This is a genomic window from Oceanicaulis sp. (genome assembly GCF_051859625.1).
GTDB lineage: Bacteria > Pseudomonadota > Alphaproteobacteria > Caulobacterales > Maricaulaceae > Oceanicaulis.
The window spans coordinates 107167-127287 of the sequence record NZ_JBHYFH010000003.1; the positions used below are offsets into that span (position 1 = coordinate 107167).

The 20121-nt window shown below is 63.2% G+C and carries 22 protein-coding genes; 2 read left to right on the top strand and 20 right to left on the bottom strand.

Annotation, left to right across the window (positions count from 1 at the left end; translation table 11 throughout):
* Positions 1-43: 43 nt before the first annotated feature.
* The 13 genes from ACTIGF_RS13675 to ACTIGF_RS13735 form a co-directional block, all read right to left on the bottom strand.
* The gene (locus ACTIGF_RS13675) at positions 44-1768 is read right to left on the bottom strand and encodes a Na(+)/H(+) antiporter subunit D (RefSeq protein ID WP_439637401.1); all 1725 of its coding nucleotides are present in this window, start codon (positions 1766-1768) and stop codon (positions 44-46) included.
* Positions 1761-2078, bottom strand: coding sequence for a hypothetical protein (locus tag ACTIGF_RS13680; RefSeq protein ID WP_439637402.1), 318 nt, complete (start codon positions 2076-2078; stop codon positions 1761-1763). Before ACTIGF_RS13680 ends, ACTIGF_RS13675 begins: the two co-directional genes overlap by 8 nt.
* On the bottom strand, positions 2075-3544 hold the full coding sequence (locus ACTIGF_RS13685; protein WP_439637403.1) for a proton-conducting transporter transmembrane domain-containing protein: 1470 nt from the start codon (positions 3542-3544) through the stop codon (positions 2075-2077). The genes ACTIGF_RS13680 and ACTIGF_RS13685 overlap by 4 nt, the downstream gene beginning before the upstream one ends.
* Complete coding sequence (locus ACTIGF_RS13690) at positions 3541-5067, bottom strand: monovalent cation/H+ antiporter subunit D family protein (RefSeq protein WP_439637404.1); 1527 nt, start codon at positions 5065-5067, stop codon at positions 3541-3543. Before ACTIGF_RS13690 ends, ACTIGF_RS13685 begins: the two co-directional genes overlap by 4 nt.
* A gap of 3 nt (positions 5068-5070) precedes the next feature.
* Positions 5071-5475 carry a cation:proton antiporter subunit C gene (locus ACTIGF_RS13695; RefSeq protein ID WP_439637405.1) on the bottom strand — a complete coding sequence of 135 codons (405 nt, stop codon included), beginning with the start codon at positions 5473-5475 and terminating at the stop codon, positions 5071-5073.
* 3 nt (positions 5476-5478) lie between these two features.
* Positions 5479-5925, bottom strand: a complete 447-nt coding sequence (locus ACTIGF_RS13700; protein WP_439637406.1) for a Na(+)/H(+) antiporter subunit B — start codon at positions 5923-5925, stop codon at positions 5479-5481.
* A 4-nt stretch (positions 5926-5929) separates the two neighbouring features.
* On the bottom strand, positions 5930-6487 hold the full coding sequence (locus ACTIGF_RS13705) for a DUF4040 domain-containing protein (protein WP_439637407.1): 558 nt from the start codon (positions 6485-6487) through the stop codon (positions 5930-5932).
* Positions 6484-6846, bottom strand: a complete 363-nt coding sequence (gene mnhG, locus ACTIGF_RS13710; RefSeq protein WP_439637408.1) for a monovalent cation/H(+) antiporter subunit G — start codon at positions 6844-6846, stop codon at positions 6484-6486. Before mnhG ends, ACTIGF_RS13705 begins: the two co-directional genes overlap by 4 nt.
* The gene (locus tag ACTIGF_RS13715; RefSeq protein ID WP_375549594.1) at positions 6846-7169 is read right to left on the bottom strand and encodes a monovalent cation/H+ antiporter complex subunit F; all 324 of its coding nucleotides are present in this window, start codon (positions 7167-7169) and stop codon (positions 6846-6848) included. The genes mnhG and ACTIGF_RS13715 overlap by 1 nt, the downstream gene beginning before the upstream one ends.
* Positions 7166-7693 carry a Na+/H+ antiporter subunit E gene (locus ACTIGF_RS13720; RefSeq protein WP_439637409.1) on the bottom strand — a complete coding sequence of 176 codons (528 nt, stop codon included), beginning with the start codon at positions 7691-7693 and terminating at the stop codon, positions 7166-7168. The genes ACTIGF_RS13715 and ACTIGF_RS13720 overlap by 4 nt, the downstream gene beginning before the upstream one ends.
* Positions 7694-7801: 108 nt before the next feature.
* On the bottom strand, positions 7802-8110 hold the full coding sequence (locus ACTIGF_RS13725) for a DUF190 domain-containing protein (protein ID WP_028284779.1): 309 nt from the start codon (positions 8108-8110) through the stop codon (positions 7802-7804).
* Between the two features lie 3 nt (positions 8111-8113).
* The gene (locus tag ACTIGF_RS13730; protein WP_439637410.1) at positions 8114-9094 is read right to left on the bottom strand and encodes a sodium-dependent bicarbonate transport family permease; all 981 of its coding nucleotides are present in this window, start codon (positions 9092-9094) and stop codon (positions 8114-8116) included.
* Positions 9095-9169: 75 nt separating this feature from the next.
* Positions 9170-10264, bottom strand: coding sequence for a DUF2336 domain-containing protein (locus ACTIGF_RS13735; RefSeq protein WP_439637411.1), 1095 nt, complete (start codon positions 10262-10264; stop codon positions 9170-9172).
* Positions 10265-10473: 209 nt separating this feature from the next.
* Here ACTIGF_RS13735 and ACTIGF_RS13740 point away from each other — a divergent pair, with 209 nt between their 5' ends.
* Entirely contained in the window at positions 10474-11730 is a 1257-nt protein-coding gene (locus ACTIGF_RS13740; RefSeq protein WP_439637412.1) for an MFS transporter, read from the top strand.
* A gap of 117 nt (positions 11731-11847) precedes the next feature.
* Positions 11848-14157 carry a S9 family peptidase gene (locus ACTIGF_RS13745; RefSeq protein ID WP_439637413.1) on the top strand — a complete coding sequence of 770 codons (2310 nt, stop codon included), beginning with the start codon at positions 11848-11850 and terminating at the stop codon, positions 14155-14157.
* Positions 14158-14248: 91 nt separating this feature from the next.
* Here ACTIGF_RS13745 and ACTIGF_RS13750 read toward each other — a convergent pair whose 3' ends face one another.
* The 7 genes from ACTIGF_RS13750 to ACTIGF_RS13780 form a co-directional block, all read right to left on the bottom strand.
* Positions 14249-14908: a TonB family protein gene (locus ACTIGF_RS13750; RefSeq protein WP_439637414.1), complete on the bottom strand. Its 660-nt coding sequence runs from the start codon at positions 14906-14908 to the stop codon at positions 14249-14251.
* A 209-nt stretch (positions 14909-15117) separates the two neighbouring features.
* Positions 15118-16647, bottom strand: coding sequence for a tetratricopeptide repeat protein (locus ACTIGF_RS13755; RefSeq protein WP_439637415.1), 1530 nt, complete (start codon positions 16645-16647; stop codon positions 15118-15120).
* A 59-nt stretch (positions 16648-16706) separates the two neighbouring features.
* Positions 16707-17324: an energy transducer TonB gene (locus ACTIGF_RS13760; RefSeq protein WP_439637416.1), complete on the bottom strand. Its 618-nt coding sequence runs from the start codon at positions 17322-17324 to the stop codon at positions 16707-16709.
* 9 nt (positions 17325-17333) lie between these two features.
* The gene (locus ACTIGF_RS13765; protein ID WP_133723681.1) at positions 17334-17738 is read right to left on the bottom strand and encodes an ExbD/TolR family protein; all 405 of its coding nucleotides are present in this window, start codon (positions 17736-17738) and stop codon (positions 17334-17336) included.
* Between the two features lie 24 nt (positions 17739-17762).
* Positions 17763-18173, bottom strand: a complete 411-nt coding sequence (locus ACTIGF_RS13770; protein ID WP_439637417.1) for an ExbD/TolR family protein — start codon at positions 18171-18173, stop codon at positions 17763-17765.
* A 3-nt stretch (positions 18174-18176) separates the two neighbouring features.
* The gene (locus ACTIGF_RS13775) at positions 18177-18698 is read right to left on the bottom strand and encodes a MotA/TolQ/ExbB proton channel family protein (RefSeq protein ID WP_439637418.1); all 522 of its coding nucleotides are present in this window, start codon (positions 18696-18698) and stop codon (positions 18177-18179) included.
* A 12-nt stretch (positions 18699-18710) separates the two neighbouring features.
* On the bottom strand, positions 18711-20108 hold the full coding sequence (locus ACTIGF_RS13780; protein ID WP_439637419.1) for a MotA/TolQ/ExbB proton channel family protein: 1398 nt from the start codon (positions 20106-20108) through the stop codon (positions 18711-18713).
* Positions 20109-20121 lie beyond the last annotated feature (13 nt).

Here is a 20121-nt window from a genome sequence, read left to right on the forward strand (position 1 = left end):
AATTCCCTTATCACGCTAGTTGTGGGTAACCGCGTTCAGCACCCTAACTGGGGGAAAAGTATGCCACCAGAACGACACCTGCGAGCATAATCGCCGTCCAAAGCGCCATCAAACCGGATGGAAATTCCTTGGACAGGGCGCCCGCCGGGCTGAACAGGTTGAACAATCGCCCGCGAATCCGCGTGATCGCAGCGCTCAGCCCCTTGCCGATCGCGTCAAAGAGAAGCTGCCCCATGGCGGCGCCCCAGCGCGCGCAGGCGTCTCCAAAGCGGCGATAGAGCCAGTCCGCATCGAGGATCGTGCGGTCGCCCTTGAGCGGAAACAGCTTGAAATAGAGCGCCAGCGCAAACACCAGCAGACCGCCCAGCAGCAGCTGGACCTGTCCGAAGACGCTCGACAGCTTGTAAGGCGAATACTCCATGTCGAACGGCAGGATGCCGTACAGGGCCTGGTAGTTCACGCCCAGGAAGACGCACAGGAACGCCGCCAGCGCCATGCCCAGATGCATGGTTTGCGGCGCTTCCTTCACCCGGATGCCGCGATCGGTTCCAAAGAAGGTGAAGTAGACGACTTTCAGGACGCTCAGCTCCATCACGCCGGCCGACGCGTAAACCAGGATCGTATAGGCCCAGTCATGGTGCGCGTGATGGGTCGCGGACAGGATCAAAGTCTTGGCGACAAAGCCGGAAAACAATGGCGCACCGACCACCGACAGAGCGCCGATGATCCCGAAGAGCGCGGTGACCGGCATGGATTTGTAGAGCCCGCCCAGTTCGCTGACTTTCAGCGTGCCCGTGCGCAGCAGCACAGCGCCCAGAACCATGAACATCAGCGCCATGTAGATGACGCCCACAAAGGCGTTCGCCGCGGCGCCGTTCAGCCCCAGATCGCCGCCGACGCCCACCGCCACGACCATGAAGCCGAGCTGGTTGATCAGGGCGTAGGCCAGGGTCTGGCGCAGATCATTGCTGGTCATTGCGAAAAAGATCGGGAAGACCGCCATGACGAGGCCGATGGCGATGAGCGCCTCCTCGCCTGCAAAGCCGCGCGCCAGCGCGTAAATCGCCAGCTTGGTGGTGAAGGCGGACAAGACGACCGAGCCGACGCCGGTGGCTTTGGGATAGGCGTCCGGCAGCCACATGTGCAGCAGCGGGAAGCCCGCTTTCAGGCCAAAGGCCAGCAGCATGATGATCCCGGCCCAGCTCTCTGTCCCGAGGGCGTCAAACGCCCAGGAACCGGTCTGGCTCGCCCAGATCGTCGCGCCGCCCAGAAGCGCCACGCCCGACAGCACCTGGATCGCCAGATAACGCAGGCCTGCGCGTTGCGCTTCCGGCGTGCCCACCGCGAAGATCAGCGGGGCTGAGGCCAGCGCCGTCAGCTCCCAGAAGAAGAACAGGGTCAGCAGATCGCCCGCAAACACCGCGCCCACCGCCGCGCCGGCATAGATCAGCGCCGCGCCGTCAGTCATGCGATTGCGGTCATGCAGGGCGTACACGCCGTTGATGAAGCTGATCAGGATGAAGACCAGCGCCCAGACGCGTGACAGATTGTCGAGACGGAAAGTCTCCAGCACCACAGGGCCAAGATCGATCACGCCATAAACGCCGGTCTCGCCGGTGGCGAACCAGGCGCACAGGGCGCCGATCGGCCCTAGCAGCATCAAGGCCTTGCGCAGCTCGGACCGGGGCGAGGCCCAGGCCAGAATCCCAGCGAGAATGAGGAACCAGGCCGGCGAGACGCCGTTCAGAAATGACAGGGCGTCAGTCATTCTCGCCCTCCTTCACATCGCCAGCGGCGCGAGAATAGAAATCACCCGGACGGCTGAGCAGCCAGACCAGCGCCCAGCCCGCCAGAATGGCGACAGCGCCCGCCGCCAGCGGCAGCAGCTCGTACGCGCCATACACCTCGGGGTATTTGGACAGGCCGTCTTCAGACAACACGGTCTCAAGGCCGAAGCCCGCCACCACCAGAACCGCCAGAACGATCACGGTGATCAGACCCGCCCGCGGGCTGGTCAGCCCGGTGATCGGACGCACCAGCGGATGGATATCGGATTTGGCGTCGCGGGGCGCGGTCATGGCGTCATCTCCGTGGTGAAGACAGGCGACAGGAAGTCGATCAGCGGGCCGATGGCGAAGAACAGCACGATGGTGCCGCCCGCGGTGATCAGCGGCGCGATCCAGGCGAGCGCCGGCGGCTGGCCAGGGCGCATCGGGCTGGGCTCAGGCTTGGGCTTGAAGAAGCCGCGGATAACGATGGGCAACAGATAGCCGATGTTCAGAAGCGTCGAGCCGATCAGCATGACGATCAACCAGGGCTGGCCGCCCTCGGCCGCGCCCTCCATCAGGAAGACTTTCGGCCAGACCCCGCCAAAGGGCGGCACGCCGATGATCGACAGGGCGCCGATGGTGAAGGCGGCGAACGTCACCGGCATGTAGCGGCCGAGACCGTCGAGCTGGGAGATTTCAGACTTTTTCGCGCCGGTATAGATCCCGCCCGCCGTCATGAAGAGGGTGATCTTGCCATAGGCGTGCATGACGATCTGAAGCGCCGCGCCGAGCAGCGCCAGCGGACTGGCGAGCATGGCGCCCAGCGTGATATAACTGAGCTGGGAGACCGTGGAATAGGCCAGCCGCGCCTTCAGATTATCCTTGGTGAAGGCGAAGATCGAGGCGACCACGATGGAGCCGCCCGCCACCCAGGCCAGCACGTCGGCGGCCGGCAGGGTCTGCATGTAATCGGCGCCGAAAATATAGACGACCACTTTCAGGATCGAGAACACGCCCGCTTTCACCACGGCCACGGCGTGCAAGAGCGCGGAGACCGGGGTGGGCGCGACCATGGCGTTCGGAAGCCAGGGATGGACCGGCATCAGCGCCGCCTTGCCGATGCCGAAGGCGAACAGGACCAGCAGGACCGAACCGGCCATCGGCCCGACGCCTGACAGAATGCCGCCGACGGTGAAGTCGGTGGTGCCGGTGAAGGCGTAGACCGCAAACACGCCCGGCAGGAACAGACCGATCGAGGTCGCCAGCAGGATGCCCAGATAGATCGAGGCGCCGCGCTTGGCCTTGGCGTCGCCCTTGTGCGCCACCAGCGGATAGGTGGCGAGGCTCAGCGCTTCATAGAAGAAGAACAGCGTCAGCAGATTGCCCGACAGCGCGATGCCCATGGCCGCAGCGATGGAGATCGTGAAGCAGAAATAGAACCGCGTCTGATCCTTTTCGTTGTTTCCGCGCATATAGGCGATGGAATACAGCGAGTTGATGATCCACAGCCCGCTCGCAACCATGGCGAACATGGCGCCCAGCGGCTCAAGCTTGAATTTCAGCTCCAGCCCCGGCGCCAGTTCAAACAGAACAAGCTCGGGCCGCGATCCGGACGCTTCGACCAGATAGGCGACCACCACAGCCAGCGCGATGGCGGTGATCAGGGTCGCCGCTTCGCGCAGATTGGGCTTGGCGCCCAGGCCCAGAACGGCGGCGCCGCCAAGGAGCGGCAGGATCAGGGCGAGCGCGAGGGCGAGTTCAGGGGTCCAACTCACGGCGCGACTCCGGCGTTGAAGGCTGCGGCGGCGGCCGCCTCAGCCATGTTCACGATCGGCTCGGCGTAGACGCCGAACACAAGATTCATCAGCGCCAGAACCACGAGCGGCGCCATGATCATCATCGGCACGCGCTGCACGGCATGGCTGGCGCCATCCGGGCGCGGCGCAACCCAGAGATTGACCAGCACCCGGTAGCAGTAAAACACCGCCAGCACCGACGCGATCAGGATGGCGACGACCGCGAAGGTCCAGCCCTTCTGCAAGGCCGCCTGGATGAGATAGAATTTCGAGATGAAGCCCACGGTGAACGGCACGCCGATCAGCGACAGGGCGCCGGCGGTGAAGGCCGCAGACGTCACCGGCAGGGCCTGGCCCAGACCTTTGAAATTCTCGATCCGGCGCACGCCGTAACTGATGGCGAAGGCGCCGAGCGCCATGAACAGCGCGCCCTTGATCATCGCGTGGTTGATCAGGTGCAGCACGCCCGCCGACACCCCGGCCTGGGTGCCGATGCCAAGGCCCAGCATCATGTAGCCCACCTGGGCCACCGACGAGTAGGCGAGCAGGCGGCGCACATCGCTTTGGAACAAAGCCTGCGCGGACGCGATGATCATGCCCGCAATGGCCAGCGGCGCGATCACATAGGTGAAGCTGTTCAGCACGAAGCCGTTGCCCACCGAGAACACGTCAAAGCTGAAGCGGATGATGGCGTAGAACGCGACCTTGGTCGCTGTCGCGGCCAGGAAGGTGGTCACAAAGCTCGGCGCATAAGCGTAGGCGCCGGGCAGCCACAGATGCAGGGGGAAGAGCGCCGCTTTCAGGCCCAGACCGACCAGGATGAAGGCGAAGCCGATCTCCACCACCCGGTCGCCCTGCAGCTCGGGCAGGCGCATGGCGAGGTCGGCCATGTTGAGCGTGCCCGTCGCCATGTAGAGAAAGCCGACGCCGATGACGAAGAAGGTCGCCCCGATCGTGCCCATGACCAGATAGTTGAACGAGCTGGTCAGCGCGCGGCGATCATGGTTCGCCCCCATGGCGATCAGCGCATAGGTGGGGATGGAGGAAATCTCCAGGAAGACGAACATGTTGAAGGCGTCGCCCGTGGTCGCCACCCCGGCGAGACCTGACAGCACCACCAGAAACGCCGAATAAAACAGCGCGCGTTTGTCTTTATCAATTTCGTCCTCGACGCTGGGCAGCGCGAAGATCAGCGCCAGAACCGCGCTGGCCGTCAGCAAGAGCAGCAAGGCCGCGTTCAGCGCATCGACGCGAAATTCGATGCCCACCGGCGGCTGCCAGGCGCCCAGCGCATAGCTGATGACGGCGCCCTCGCCGCGCGTGGCGAGAAACAGCTCGATGGCGAACAACAAAGCCGCCACAGCGCCGGCGAACGCAATGCCCCAGGCCACGCGGCCGGATTTCAACGCCGCCGCAGGCGCGGACAGGATGAGCGGGATCGCCACCAGCAAGACCGGGGCATGGGCCGCGAGCGCGGCCGGGAGGAATTGACCAACCGTCACGGCTTAAACGCCCTTTTCCAGTTCCAGAGAATAATCGGCTTCGGCGATCGTATCGTCCTCGATCGAGCCGTAAGCCTCGCGAATGCGCACCACCAGGGCGAGACCAACCGACAAGGTCGCCACGCCCACCACAATGGCGGTCAGGATCAGCACATGCGGCAGCGGATTGGAGTAGACCGCATTGGGGTCGAGATGGTCATAGGCCATCTCCTTATAGTCGAAGATCGGCGGCGCGCCGCCGAACACCTTGCTGATGCTGATGTAAAGCAAGAAGACCGAGGTCTGGAAAATCGACAGGCCCACCAGGCGCTTGACGAGATTTCCTGTGGCGATCACGGCGTACAGGCCGACCATCATCAGGACGATGATCACCGCATAGTTGAAGCGTTCCGCTACCATCTCGAACATGGCTTACCAATCCTCGTCTGAGATTTCAGGCGTGCGCCCGGCGAAGGCGTAGAAGATCGCGATCATCACGCAGGTCACAGTCGTCAGAACGCCGACCTCCACCGCAATGATGCCGATATGCTGGCCCGTCCCGTGCGAGATGTCGGGGTGGAAAACGCTGTATTCGAGGAACTGTCCGCCCATGATCAGTGAGACGAAGCCCACGGAGGCGTAGATGAACCCGCCCAGCGCCATGCCGACCCGCGCCCAATAGGGCGGAAACACCTTGCGGGCCGCGTCCAGGCCGAAAATCAGCGCGTACAGGATGATCGCCGAGGCGAGCACGACGCCTGCCTGGAACCCGCCGCCGGGCGAATACTCGCCATGAAAGTGTACGTAAAAGCCGTACACGATGATCATGGGGATCAGAACCTTGGAGACAACGCGCAGAATAACGTGAGGCGACATCATGAGATCAGCCCTTCTTCCGCTTGGATTCGCCAAGGCCGATCAACAGGGCCACGCCCAGTCCCGCGGCGAACACCACGAAAACCTCGCCCATGGTGTCAAAGCCGCGATAGCTGGCCAGCACGGCGGTCACGACGTTGGGAATGTGGATCTGCTCGGCGGTCAGCTGGACATAGTCCATGCCCACACCGGTATTGGCCGCGCTGTTCGCGTCGCCATAAACCGGCATGTCGCCCAGCGCGTAAAACAGCGCCACGCCTGCGGCCACCGTCACGGCCAAAGCCGCCAGATGGCGCACCAGCGGGGTCTCGTCCGCTTCCCGTGAGGTCAGAAGCATCGCGCCGAGCAGAAGCACGGTTGAGATGCCCGCGCCCACAGCCGCTTCGGTGAAGCCCACATCCACCGCATCCAGCGACACGAACCAGGCCGCTGAGATCAGCGAATAGGCGCCGGTCAGCATGACCACCGCGAACAGATTGCGCAGGCGGATCACCGCAATGCCGATGCACAGAAGCATCGCCATGAAGATGTAGTCAAAATACTGGGTGATGTCAGACGCGCTCATGCCGCCCCTCCATCGTCAGAACCGGCATGGGGGCGATAGCGCGTCAGAAGCGGCTTCAGCCCGGATTTGTAGGCGGCGTTCGCCACGGCGTGGGTGGCGGTGGGGCTCGTCAGGAAGACGAACACGCCCAGAAGCGCCAGCTTCACGGTGATCAGCGAGAACCCGCCCTGCACCATCAGGCCAATGACGATCAGCTCGGCGCCCAGCGTGTCGGTGACGCCGGCGGCATGCATGCGGGTGTAAAAGTCCGGCAGACGGATGACGCCGATGGCGCCCGCCAGCACGAACACCGCGCCGGTGATGACGAAAGCGGCCGAGACGATGTCGAGCGCCAGCTCAATCCAGAACGCATAATCCATTACTGGTCCTCCTCGCCGTCCAGCGCACGGCGAAGCGCCATTTGCGACAGGGCCACGTCCAGCGAGCGATAGCGGAAGAATTTCAGGATCGCGATGGTGGCGATGAAGTTGATCAGCGCATACAGGAGCGCAATGTCGAGGCCGTCGCCGCGGCCCACCATCAGCGAGAACACCGCGAGGAACAGCACAGTCTTGGTGCCGAACGAGTTCACCGCCAGAACCCGGTCATAAAGGGTCGGGCCGATGAACAGGCGGCTGATCATCAGGACCATGGAAATGGCCAGAACGATCGCGATGCCAAAATCGAGAATGGGGGTGATCATGATCCGGCCTCTCCCCGCGGTTTCGTCAGCGCCTTGCGGCCTTCAACGGCTTGGATGGAGCGGCGCTCCATGTCCCGGAACGCGTCCTGGTCGGCGAATTCCTCGGTCAGGGCGTGCACCAGAAAGCCGGTTTCCTCGACTTCAATGGTGACCGTGCCCGGCGTCAACGTGATCGAGTTGGCATAGGTGGTGCGCGCCATGTCGGACTTGGCGCTGACCGCGACGCGGGTCATGACCGGCTTGATGTTCAGATCGGGCGCCATGGCGATGCGCACCACGGCGATGTTCGCCTTGAAGATCTCCGCGCCCAGCCAGCTCCAGTATTTGAAATATTGCGGCAAGCGGGCGAACGGCACTGATTCCCCGTCCAGAAGGCCCATGCGCGCGGTGGTGACCAGCGCGACGACCACAGCCAGCACGCCGAAGCCCACCAGAAGCGGTTTGAACCAATAGCCTGACAATAACAGCCAGAGCACGGACAGTATGAGTGCGAGCAAGACGCCGTAGAACAGCCTTGAGGCCACCGATCACCCTCCCTCTTCTCGCCGCCTGCATCGGGCGGCGTCGAGGGGGTTCTAGACCACCCCTCACCGCGTTTTCCAGTGAAACCGGTCGTTAAGACTGGAGTTTCTTCAGAAGCGCTCGCCGCGGACCACTTCCACATCGTGCGCATAGATGATGCCGGGATAGCGCGCAAAGAAGGGTTCAGCCTGCTCAAACACCTTCTCGGCGGTCTCCGGCTTCATCACCGAGAGCACGATTTTCATCTCGGTCGCGTCCAGCACGTCTTCACGGGTCCAGTCCCCGCCCAGACCGCTGCCTTCGCGCCCCTCAATAACGGTGAAGCCGGTCACGCCGCACTGGCGCAGCAGGTCGATCAACCGTTTGAGATGGGGCGTCTCGACGATGGCGATGAGCTTTTTTCGAACTGTACGCGCCATGGGTCAGCCTCCGATAAGAGCTTGGGCGACCGCCGTGTAGAGCGGAATGCCGATCGTCAGATTGAACGGGAAGGTGATGGCTAGAGACAAGGTCAGATAGACGGACGGATCGGCATCCGGCAGCGCGATGCGCATGGCCGCGGGCACGGCGATATAGCTGGCCGAACCGCCCAGGATCATCAACGCCGCCGCATCCCCGGCGCCCATGCCCGCCAGCAGAGCGAGCCCCAGGGCCGCCGCCGCGCCGATGGGCGGCATCACAACGCCGAACAGCGCGCCGGGAACCCCGAGCTTGCGCGCGCCCGAAAGACGCCGCGCCGCGACGATCCCCATATCCAGCAGGAACAGGCACAAAATGCCCTGGAACAAATCCACCACGAAAGGCTCGAGCCGCACCATGCCAGGCTCGCCCGAGATCCAGCCGATGAAGAAGGCGCCCATGAGCAGGACCACCGAGCCGTTCAGCGCCACTTCGCGGATCAACTCGCCGCGCGCGCTGGGATCGGGTCCCTTGCTCGACGCGCCCGCCAGCAGCAGACCGGTCAGGATCGCCGGGGTCTCCATCAGCGCCAGCACGGCGACCATATGGCCGGAATACACAAGGCCTGAGAGCTGCAGGAATTCTGACCCCGCCACGAACGTCACCACCGAGATCGACCCATAGTGCGCCGCGCTGGCGGCAGCGGTGGTGCGGTCAAGCTGGGTGAAGGCGCGCAGCAGGGCGTAGGCGATCAGCGGCATGGCGAAGCTGAGCAAAACGCCCGATCCCGCCGCCAGCAACAATTCGGTCGTCAGCCCCGCCTTGGAGACCTCCACCCCGCCCTTGAAGCCGATCGCCATCATCAGATAGAGCGCCAGCCCCTTGGCCACGGCCTGGGGAATGTTCAGATCAGACCGCACCACTCCGGCGAGCACGCCCAGAGCGAAAAACAACACGGCCGGCGAGGTCAGGTTCGCGAGAGCGAGGGAAAGAACATCCAGCATGGTTGCGACAGCTAGCCGCACTCCGACGTGGGTTCAAGGCTTATCGCGGCAAATGGCGACGCTTGGTTCAGGCGGTCAATCGCCGCGGGCGCTGCGAGCGATGACCCAGTTCCAATAGCGCAGGACGGTTTGCGCCTTGTCCACGCTCATCGTGTCGAACACCAACACCGCCTGCTGCACCCGGTTAAAGGCGTCCGTGCGCCCGGAGCCCTCGATCAGCGCGGACAGGTGCTGACGCGACAGCCCCGTCGCCTTGGCCAGAATCGCCAACGGTTCGCCGCCGAAATCATCAATCATGCGATTGAGCAGATCGCGCTGGATATTGGCGAGCACGGCCGCCTCGGCGCGCAATTCCTCGGTAAAACCGATCTGAGAGGCGCGCTCGATCAACCCTTCAAGCGAGCCGTAAGGCGTGACTTCGGCCGCTCTGCGGTCGCGCTGGCGGCGATCAATATAAGCCAGCGCTTCCTGAACCGCAGTATCAGGTTCGGCCTCACGCGCGGCCAGGGGAAACACATCCTCGGCCGCATCTTGCAGGATCTGACGCGACGCGGCGAAGCGGTCGAGAATCATGCGCCGCAGATCGTGCGACACTGACCAGAACAAGGCCAAAGCCTGGGCGGGCCGCAATTCAGGGCGCCGGATCAACAACCGCGCGATGGCGTCGTGTTCCGCCGCAACCCGCACCATGACTTCCACGGTCTGACTGGCGAGCCGGGCGCCGTCATTGCGCAACAGCGTGGTGATGACGTCCATGTCGCCGCCTGCAGCCAGCGCGGCGGCCACGGTTTCTGACACGCTCTCACGACGCGCCAGCTCCAGCCGGTGCAACGCGCTCGAACCCTGGGCGATGTCCATCATGTCAAAATCGGACAGCGCCTGGGAGCGTCGCAGCAGGGGCTCGGCCACTTCAAACTCGTCATGGGCCAGACGGCGCAACAAGGCGCGCGGCGCTTCGGCTTGCTGGGCCAGGCGTTTGGACACTTTCGCCCGCAAGCCCACATCCGCCGCCCGCAGCAATTCATCCAGCACGTCCGCGACCATCCACCGCTCCTGCGGCGCAATCTGGCTGGAAGGCAGGCAGACGATGTCCGCCAGACGCCGGGTCAACAGATCACGCGCCCGCGGGGTGGCGGGGCGCGGCGGTGCGGGGCTCAGATCTTCCGCCATGGTCGAAGTCACATCCTGCTCTGTCTCATCTCAAGATGACCCCGAGGGCGTTAAGGAAGCGTCGAGATTGGCGGGTTGCGCTTGAGGCGGGGCTGGCGCAACATGCTTAAGTCCTTATCAAGATAGTTTCACACATCTTTGACTTGATCCGCTCTGGGGCCTGATTGCATTTGCCGGGGCCATCCCCGCCTCAACCGACAGGTATGCCCGTGGCGCTGAAAACTCTTCGCAAATTCCGTCGCTTTCAGCGTTTTCCCCCATTCACTGTCTACATGATCGCCGTCGCAGGCTGGTTCTTCAGCTTCGGCCTGCAGACGACGCTGTTTCCCGGCGTGATCAACTACACGCTGAATGAAAGCCCGGACCGGCTTGGCCTGGCGCAGGCGGCGCTGACCGCCCCCATGCTGTTCTTGCTGCCCATGGCGGGCGTTGTGGCCGAGCGCCTGGACCGGCGTTGGGTGATGGGGGGATTTCACGTTCTGGCCTGCGCCTGCGCCGGCGTGATGTCGTTCTTACTGTTTCAAAACCTGCTCAGCTATTGGGTGATGATCATCTACGCCCTGCTGGTGGGCGTGGCGGGCGCTTTCGTGATGCCCGCCCGCGACAGCGCGGTGAATGCCGTGACGCGGGTGGCCCAGCGGCTGGGACGCCGTGACTTCACCTTGCAAAAAGCGGTGATCCTGGCCTCGCTGGTGCAATTCGCCGCCCAGATCTTCGGCATGGGCGCGGGCGTGCTGGCGGGCCGGCTCGGCCCGGCGCCCCTGTTCGTCGTTCAGGCCGGCGGACTGGCGATCGGCGCAGGCGCCGCCCTGCTGATGCCGCGCCTGCCGCGGCAGAACACAGGCGGCGAAAGCCTGTGGACCAGCCTGCGCACCGGCGTTCTGGAAGTGGTGCGCTCGCCCATTCTGGCGCCGATGACGCTGATCATGCTGGCGCTGGGCCTGCTTGTGGTGGGCGGCGGCTTCTTCGTCATCATCCCGGTGCTGGTGCGCGATGTGTATGACGGCGGCTACGGGCTGCTCTCCCTCTTGCTCGTCTCTTTCTGGATCGGCGCCTTCATCGCCAATGTTCTTCTGTCGCAAGCCGGCGACATTGAACGACCCGGACGCATGCTGATGGTGGCGCAACTGGTGACGGTGGTCTCGATGGGGCTGCTGGCCCTGCCCCTGCCGCTGTACGCGCTCTTCATCCTGGTGTTCAGCTGGGGCCTGGGGGGCGGCGTCGGCATTTCCCTGTCGCGCGCCGTGGTGCAGGAAAACGCCCCCCCGCGCATGATCGCGCGGGTGATGAGCGTCTATCAGCTGGGCATGTTCGGCGGCATGCCGCTGGGCGCGTTCGTGATGGGCTATGTGGTGCACGAGATCGGACCGCGTCTGTCGTCCCTGATCCCCATGGCGGGACTGCTGCTGGTGCTGATCGTGATCGCGCTGACCACGCCCATCCTGTCGCTGCGCCGGGTGCGCTGAGCTTTCTGTTCGCCCTTTACCGCTGGAAACACTGGACAGCGTTGCAGGTGCGCGAAACACTGCCCCATCACTTCATTTGGGGAACCAGGCTCAGTACGGCTCTGGTGCAGGACCATCATGACCTTATCTCATTACGGATCGAAAGCCGCCCTGCTTGCAGGCGCGGCTCTTATTGCGCTCTCAGCCTGCAGCCAGCCGGCTGCAGACAGCGCCGCCACGACGACGGAAAACAGTATGAATGACACCTCCGCCCCCGCTCAGGACCTGATCGCGCGCGCACAGGAGATCGCAGCGCCGACGCCGGAAGAACGGCCGGTCGAAATCGAGCAGCTGGGCCGCACCCGCACGGATGAATTCGCCTGGCTTCGCGATGACAACTGGCAGGAAGTGATGCGTGAGCCCAGCGTTCTGGACGCGGACATTCGCGCGCATCTGGAAGCGGAGAACGCCTATTACACCGAGGTGATGGCGCCGCTGACAGGGCTGGAAGAACGCCTGTACGGCGAGATGCGCGGCCGCATCAAGGAAGACGATGAATCCCCCGCCTCCCGCGATGGCGACTGGTATTACTATGCGCGCTACCGCGAAGGCGGCCAGTACCCGGTCTACGCCCGCAAGGCGACCGGCGACAATGGCGAGATGGCCGGCGAGGAAGTCATCATCTTTGACGGCGACGCGGAAGCGGAAGGCATCGAGTATTTCGACCTCGGCGCCGTCCAGCACTCGCCCGATCATCGCTACCTGGCCTATGCCGTGGATACCGCCGGATCTGAATTCTATGAGGTCAAGATCCGCGATCTTGAAACCGGCGTAGACATCGCCACCCTGACCGATGAGGGCTATGGCTCCATGGTCTGGGGCAATGACAGCCAGACGATCTACTGGGTGTGGCGTGACGAGAACAACCGGCCGCGCCGGGTCTATCGTCAGGCGTTTGATTCCACCGAAGCCGAGCTGATCTACGAAGAAACCGATCCGGGCTATTTCCTGAGCGTCAGCAAGACCGACGGCGATCGATGGATCGTTCTGGGCGCCGGCGACCACACCACGTCCGAAGCGCGCGTGTTTGACGCCAATGACCCGGCCGCCGAGCCGATCCTGGTGTCCGAGCGTGAACCGGGCGTGGAATACTCGCTGACCGAAGCTGGCGGCCGTCTGTTCGTGCGCACCAACCAGGACGGGGCGGTTGATTTCCAGATCATGGAAGCCCCGCTGGATGATCCGCGCCGCGAGAACTGGACCCCGCTGATCGAGCACCGTCCCGGCGTTCTGGTGAACGGGCTGATGGGTTTTGAAAACTGGCTGGTCCGGTCCGAGCGCTCGGACGCCCTGCCCCGCATCATCGTGCGCGATCTGCGCTCCGGCGAAGAGCACGAGATCGCCTTTGATGAAGAGGCCTACGCCCTGGGCATGGATGGCGGTTATGAATACGCCACCGACATGATGCGCTTTTCCTATGAAAGCCCGTCCACGCCTGAAGAGACCTATGACTATGACATGGGCGCGCGCGAGCGCACCCTGATCAAACGTCAGGAAGTCCCCTCGGGTCACAACGCCGATGATTATGTGGTGCGCCGCATCCACGCCACGGCCCGTGACGGCGCCAGCGTGCCGGTGACGATCCTGTATCATCGCGACACCCCGATCGACGGCACGGCGCCGCTGCTGCTGTACGGCTATGGCTCATACGGCATCACCATTCCGGCCAGCTTCTCCACCTCGCGCCTGTCTCTGGTGGATCGCGGCATGGTCTACGCCATCGCCCATATCCGCGGCGGCATGTCCAAGGGTTATCAATGGTATCTGGACGGCAAGCTCGACCAGAAAATCAACACCTTCAACGATTTCGTCGATTCCGGCCGCGCGCTGGTCGAGGCGGGCTACACCTCTGAAGGTCAGATGGTCGCCATGGGCGGCTCCGCCGGCGGCCTTCTGGTCGGCGCCACGATCAACCAGGCGCCCGAGCTGTTCGCCGGCGCCATCGGGGCGGTGCCGTTCGTGGACGTTCTGACCACAATGTCTGACGAGAGCCTGCCGCTGACCCCGCCGGAATGGCCCGAATGGGGCAACCCGATCACCGATGAGGCGGCATATGACTATATCCTGTCCTACAGCCCCTACGATCAGGTGAGCGCGCAGGATTACCCGCACGTGCTGGCCACCGCAGGTCTGACCGACCCGCGCGTGACCTATTGGGAGCCGGCGAAATGGGCGGCGCGTCTGCGCACCCGCCGCACCGATGACGGCCTGACCCTGCTGCGCACCAATATGGGCGCGGGCCATGGCGGCGCCTCTGGCCGGTTTGATTCCCTGCGCGAGCGCGCCGAAGAATACGCCTTCGCCCTGATGACGGTGGGTCTGGCCGATCAGGAGGCCGTTGAGGCCGCCTCTGAGGCCTCTGACAGCCATGAGGATGGCGAGCACTAGGGCTTGCCGCACTGAGATCTGAGAACGGCGCGGGAGAAGCTCCCGCGCCGTTTTTTTGTGCTGACGTCAATGGCCCGGGCTTATCGCGCCCTTAGCCCTCCAACTCAAACACCAGCGTCGTTTCTACGCCGCGATTGACCACCCGGTTGGGGTCTTCATTGGGGATCGAGCGATGCCGCCAGCGCTCCACCGCCTGAAGACTGGCCCGCGCGAAACCTGCGCTGTCGCACTGGATCGCCTGAGCGTTGACCGTCCGGCCAGACGCCAGAATGTCATAGCGAATGGTGCAGGTCCCGCTGATCCCGCGTTCCTGCTCACGCGAAGGATAGGCTGGCGGTACGCGCACGGTGATCGGCGACGGCGCGATGATCATGCCATTGAGGGACGCGGTGATGTCCGGCTGCGTCGTGACCGGAGCCGTCTGGAAGGACGGCCCGGCTTCTGTTGGCAAGTCCGAGCTTTGGGTATCGAACGTCGGGATAGTTGGAGGCGGGCTGACCACCACCAACTCCGGCGGCGGCCGCCGGTCAGGTCGATCATCCGGCACGTATTCGGAAATGGCGAACTCCTCAACCGGACGCGGCTCCGGCAGAGAAATGACATCCACCCGGATCAGGATCTGCATCACCATGAACAAGGCGAAGGTGATCAGCACCGCAAGGCTGGCGGCGGTGATCCATCGCGCCAGTCCGGATATGAGCGCACCCGCGCCCGGTGGCGGCGCCACAGGCCGCAAAAGAGCTTCAGACATAACAACCTCCCCGTTTGACGCGGAGGTCAGTCCTGAGTCTGTGGCCTCCGCCAACATTGACAGGCTGTAATCTGAATGGGGCGAAAACCGGTCATTTTCCCGCCATAAGAGAGGCTGCGAGATCGACTTTCGTCTGAAGAGAGCCTCGCCTGCAAAGAAAAAGCCCCGGCGCAGAACGCCGGGGCTTTCACTCAATCAGCTGTATGAGCCTAGCCTTCAGCGGTGGCCGCTTCGGCTTCGCGCTCGGCCTGAGCCGCCGCGGCTTCAGCATCGGACATGCCCGCTTCACGGATCTGTTCGCCATACACATTGTAGTAGGGCTCACAACGTTCCGGGATGGATTCAAACCGCACGCGGCCTTCATCATCCACAGAACCGGTCAGAACGATCTGACGGCGCTCTGCGTCCAGGGTCAGGCGGCATTCGTCGATGACGATCTGCTCCTGTTGCACCCGGCGACGCTCTTCGCCCTCGATCTGAGCCGTGATCCAGCGGATCCAGCCATTGGAGGCCGTCCGGCTGGTCGGATACCGTGCGCCTTCGCGGAAGGCCTGGATGGCGCCCTGGCGTTCACCCTGGCGGAACCGCGCCGTGCCCAGCAACTCCCAAGCCTTGCCCGTATCGCTCAGCCCGCCACGATCCAGCGCCGTGACCAGGGCTGCTTCAGCGGCCTCAAAGTCATTGAGCTGGAAGTTCGCTTCGGCCAGACGTAAGGCGGTTTCACCATCGCCCTGAAGCTGGGACAGACGTTCAAGCACCGGAATGGCCCGGTCAAACTCGGACGCCTGACGCCACATATTGGCCAGGAGCTCGAGATGGGATTGGGTGACTTCCACACGGCCCGCATTCATCTCACGCTCAAGGATAGAGGCGCCGCGATACGGGTTTTCCAGGAAGCTGTAATACTGAACCAGACGGATCAGCTCGTTCTCTTCTTCATAGAGACCGTTCAGATACATCAGCTTGTTGGTTTCAAACGCATTGCTGGCGTCATCCTGCTGCGCGTAGAGCGCGATCAGATTTTGCCAGGCCTGACGGGCGCCAGGATAAGCAGACAGATACTCCCGAATAACCCGCAATTGATCATTCGTGCGATCAAGTTGCTGGTAGAAGTAGAACATCAAGTTGAAGTCCTGCTCATTTTTCTGGGGCGTATTGTTGTAGTAGATTTCCGCGTAGCGAACGCCATCGGAAATCCGGTCTGCTTGCAGATACGCTTGAGCGACAGTCTTGGCGAAGCTCGGGGACAGCTCAGCGCCGGCCGCGATAGCCAGCTCGAACTGACGGATCGCCTCACCCACATTTTCCTGAACCAGGTGAAGCTGGCCCAGCGCCGTGCGGATGGAGATTTCTTCGTCCGTCGTGGTGGCGCCGGTGGCCAGCGCCGCCCCGAAGTCGCGGATCGCCAGGTCCAGGCGGTCCTCGGTGAAGTAAGCCCGGGCGCGCAGCTGCAACACCACAAACCGTTCATACGGGCTGAGGTTATCGCGAGCCGCAAGCTCGTTCATGATCCGCAGCACACAAGCGTTGTCATCCACTTCCTGACACTCTTGCGACGCAAGCACTTGCTCGCCGACGGCAGAGGTCAGAACGCGGCCTTCGGCCTGTTGCTCATCATTGTCTCGACGGCGCTGCGCTTCTGAGGGCGCGGCGATCGCGAGGGCCAGAAGGCCGGAAATGGCGGCGACGCCCAGAGTCCGGACCAAGCTGGCGGGGTTGAAAGTCTCGTTCAGAGTCATTGTCACTCTCCCGGTGTCGGCGCACCGCGCTCGCGTATGAGCGAGGTGCGCCGCACTGCTTAGTCAGCCAACTGGTAGTCGAGAGACGTTTGCACGCCCCGACGCCAGACCGCATTGCCGTTTTCGATCCTGGGTTCATACCGCCAGCGTTCCACGGCCCGGATGCTGGAGCGTTCAAACAGGGAGCTGGTGCAATCCAGCGCCACAATGTTTGTCGGCGTCCCATCCGGCGTCACGTCAAACTGCATCAGGCAGTTGCCTTCCACGCCGCGCTCAGCCGCCCGGGGCGGATATTGCGGCGGGATGCGCACCATAGGCTGGGCGTCACGGTCGGAGACGTCAAAGCTGACATCGCCGCTGCCCAGATCCGGTGCGTCGAACTCAGGAATCTCACCAGCGATGGTGTTCATGTCCTCAGCCGGAGCCTCAGCCACTTGCCGCTCGATTTGAGGCGGCGGGGGCGGAGGTTCGACGTCGTTCACGTCATCCATGGTGACTTCACGCTGACGGACCTGCAGATCCTCGATTTCTTCCGAAATCGAGATCGACAATTCGTCACGCGCCGCTTCCAGCTCGACCTCGTCGGTCAGGATCAGGCGCATCATCAGCATGAACAGCAGGAAGGTGATCACGGCGGCGATCGGTACGCCGACGAGAAGACGGATTATACTGGCCATCGCGTCCCCCTATCCTTCCTCGGTTGAGATTTTGACGGGAATGTCCATGTCCATGAGCAATTCCTGGACATCGAGAACCGTCCCCGCCGGCGCGCCAAGATCACCCTGGATCATGGCTTCGGCGCGGGGGTTCTCCTCCCGGAGTTGTTCGAACGCGTTACGAAGCTGCGCGAGCTCGTAAACATTTCCGTCCACATAGATTTCGTCATTGGCCGTCACGGCCACGAGCAGGGTCGGTTTCTCACGGTCCTGAAGTTGGGTCTCAGGTCGCAGGATCTCGACGCCCGGCTCCTTAACGAACACGGCTGTCACGATGAAGAAGATGAGCAGGATGAACACGACGTCGAGCATCGGCGTCATGTCCAGCTGGACTTCTTCGTCATCTTGCAGCACGCGGCTTTGTCGGCGAGCCATTGGCTTGTCTCCTCTCCCGGTCCGTTATCCCTCGGCGCTTTCAGCGCGAGTGATTGAAACGGGAATGCTGTTCGCCTTCATCTCGTCCCAGATGAGGACGATCGTGCCGTGCCGGGCTTCGTCGGCCACTTCGATCAGCACCGCAGAGTCAGGCTGTTCAGCCCGGATCCGCGACACCGCCGCCAGCACACGAAGTTCACTGGTGGGATCCTGGTTGACGAAGACCTGATTGCGGTCGTTCACCTGGACCAGGATCACCGGGTTCGGCTCGGTCGGCTCATTTTCAGACGGGGGCGGGGGACGCATATCAATCCCCTGCTCCTGCAGGAAGGTCGCCGTGACGATGAAGAAGATGAGCAGGATGAAGACGATGTCCAACATCGGCGTCATGTCGATGTCGGCGTTATCGCTTCCGCGTTTGACTTTTCTACGCATGGCCTAGTCCACCTCCAGCTCGTCTGCGAGTTGATGGACCTTGGTTTTGGCCATCCGCTCGATCTGGTTGGAGAAAAGCAGTCCGGACAAGGATGCGACCATGCCCGCCATGGTCGGGATGGTGGCGCGAGCCACCCCCGCCGACATGGCGCGAGCATCGGATGAACCGGAGATCGACATGACGTCGAACACCGAGATCATCCCGGTCACCGTGCCCAGCAGACCAAAGAGAGGAGCGACCGCGACAAGCGTCTTGATCAGTTCCACATTCTGGTCGGCCTTGGCCTTCACTTCGCTAATGAGCTGATCCCGGATGGCGTAAGCGTTCCAGGAATGGTGGTCGCTACGTGCGCCCCATTCCTGCCGCGCCCGGTCCGCCGCACCTTTGTGCGCGAAACCGAAATACGCCATGCGTTCCAGGATGAACGCCCACATCACGAAGGTCAGGGCCATGATCCAGGTCAGGATCGGACCACCGCGTTCCAGGAATTCCTGGAGACCTGTGAGGGCGCCTGAGATATCCATAGGTCTGTTTCCTTAACCTGCGGATTTCTCTTCGGCGTGACGGGCGATAATGCCTGCCGCTTGTTCTTCCAGAGCACTCTGGGCGCCGCGCGCGAAGCTTGCAGCGAACGAGTGGATGAACAAGAGCGGGATCGCCGCGATCAGACCGGACACCGTCGTCACCAGGGCTTCGGAAATACCGCCTGCCATGATGGTGGGGTCGCCGGTGCCGAAGAGCGTGATTTGGGTGAAGGTCCGGATCATGCCGGTCACGGTGCCCAGCAGGCCGAGCAGCGGAGCGACGCCAGCCGCCAGCTTCAGGAAGTTCAGACCAAACTCGAACTTCGGAGTCTCGCGAAGGATGGCTTCGTCGATCTTCAGTTCGATGGTTTCGGTCGGACGATCTTTCACTTCCTCATAGGCCAGCATCACACGGCCCAGCGGGTTGGAGCTGGATGCGGTCGAACGACGCTTCTGAGCGTTGATCGCCGAGTTCACCAGCAGCAGGCTCACCAGACGGAACAGACCAAAGGCCGCCGAGAAGATCAGCAGAGCTGCGATGATCTTGGCGACGATGCCGCCCTGCTCGAAGCGCTCAGACAGGCTCGGCACGTCACGATAGATGCGCAGCAGGCCGCCACGGGACGGATCGACCGGACCGGAGACGATTTCGCCCGGCTCGGCGTTGATCAGGTTGGACGCCGCGCTCAGCAGACGGGCCGGGGGCTGACGCTCCAGGTTCGCCAGACGATAGCCGGCGGCCGCGTTGTTCTCGTCGGAGGTCCACTGCACGAAGAGCGGGCCGCCGTCATTCGCCATGGCGATGAACGGACCGACGCGGGTCACGGGGACCGGGTTGCCTTCGTTCAGACCCAGCACGCGAGCGTTAAAGGTCGTGACTTCTGCCTGGCCTTCCATCTCGTTGATCATGGTCTGCCAGATGGCGTCCAGCTCGTAACGCTCCGGCAGGGTGCGGCTCTGGGCCAGTTCCTGCAGAGGTTCGGCGCGGCCCGGATACTGGGCGGACACCATGGAGGATTCGATGATCGAACCGAATTCGCCAGCCGTTTGACGCGCCGCGCCGAACAGCTCGCCGAAGGCGCCTTGCGCTTCGCGAAGCTCGGCGTCGAGCTCGGCGATTTGCTGGTCATTGGCGTCGAACTGGGCCTGCAGACGCTCGGACTGGGCTTCCAGGGAAGCCAGTTCGTTGCGGGCCTGGCTCAGCAGGGACGCCTGACGGTCACGCTCGGAGCGGAACTCCTGCAGACGGCGCTGGTTTTCCGCAGCGGCGTCGCGGCTGTCCTGACGGACGCGCTCAAGCAGCTGGGAAATGGATGAGACCGGCTCTCGGTCGGCTTGTGCGAAGGCCGGAGCCGACGCCACACCGGCGATCAGCGAGACGGCCGCAATCGATGTAAGAATGCGTTTCATTGGTTTGCTCTCC

Coding starts and splice junctions, on each gene's coding strand:
- ACTIGF_RS13675 (WP_439637401.1), bottom strand. CDS start 1,768: ATGACTGACGCCCTGTCATTTCTGAACGGCGTCTCGCCGGCCTGGTTC.
- ACTIGF_RS13680 (WP_439637402.1), bottom strand. CDS start 2,078: ATGACCGCGCCCCGCGACGCCAAATCCGATATCCATCCGCTGGTGCGT.
- ACTIGF_RS13695 (WP_439637405.1), bottom strand. CDS start 5,475: ATGTTCGAGATGGTAGCGGAACGCTTCAACTATGCGGTGATCATCGTC.
- ACTIGF_RS13700 (WP_439637406.1), bottom strand. CDS start 5,925: ATGATGTCGCCTCACGTTATTCTGCGCGTTGTCTCCAAGGTTCTGATC.
- ACTIGF_RS13705 (WP_439637407.1), bottom strand. CDS start 6,487: ATGAGCGCGTCTGACATCACCCAGTATTTTGACTACATCTTCATGGCG.
- mnhG (WP_439637408.1), bottom strand. CDS start 6,846: ATGGATTATGCGTTCTGGATTGAGCTGGCGCTCGACATCGTCTCGGCC.
- ACTIGF_RS13715 (WP_375549594.1), bottom strand. CDS start 7,169: ATGATCACCCCCATTCTCGATTTTGGCATCGCGATCGTTCTGGCCATT.
- ACTIGF_RS13725 (WP_028284779.1), bottom strand. CDS start 8,110: ATGGCGCGTACAGTTCGAAAAAAGCTCATCGCCATCGTCGAGACGCCC.
- ACTIGF_RS13730 (WP_439637410.1), bottom strand. CDS start 9,094: ATGCTGGATGTTCTTTCCCTCGCTCTCGCGAACCTGACCTCGCCGGCC.
- ACTIGF_RS13735 (WP_439637411.1), bottom strand. CDS start 10,264: ATGGCGGAAGATCTGAGCCCCGCACCGCCGCGCCCCGCCACCCCGCGG.
- ACTIGF_RS13745 (WP_439637413.1), top strand. CDS start 11,848: ATGACCTTATCTCATTACGGATCGAAAGCCGCCCTGCTTGCAGGCGCG.
- ACTIGF_RS13750 (WP_439637414.1), bottom strand. CDS start 14,908: ATGTCTGAAGCTCTTTTGCGGCCTGTGGCGCCGCCACCGGGCGCGGGT.
- ACTIGF_RS13755 (WP_439637415.1), bottom strand. CDS start 16,647: ATGACTCTGAACGAGACTTTCAACCCCGCCAGCTTGGTCCGGACTCTG.
- ACTIGF_RS13760 (WP_439637416.1), bottom strand. CDS start 17,324: ATGGCCAGTATAATCCGTCTTCTCGTCGGCGTACCGATCGCCGCCGTG.
- ACTIGF_RS13765 (WP_133723681.1), bottom strand. CDS start 17,738: ATGGCTCGCCGACAAAGCCGCGTGCTGCAAGATGACGAAGAAGTCCAG.
- ACTIGF_RS13770 (WP_439637417.1), bottom strand. CDS start 18,173: ATGCGTAGAAAAGTCAAACGCGGAAGCGATAACGCCGACATCGACATG.
- ACTIGF_RS13775 (WP_439637418.1), bottom strand. CDS start 18,698: ATGGATATCTCAGGCGCCCTCACAGGTCTCCAGGAATTCCTGGAACGC.
- ACTIGF_RS13780 (WP_439637419.1), bottom strand. CDS start 20,108: ATGAAACGCATTCTTACATCGATTGCGGCCGTCTCGCTGATCGCCGGT.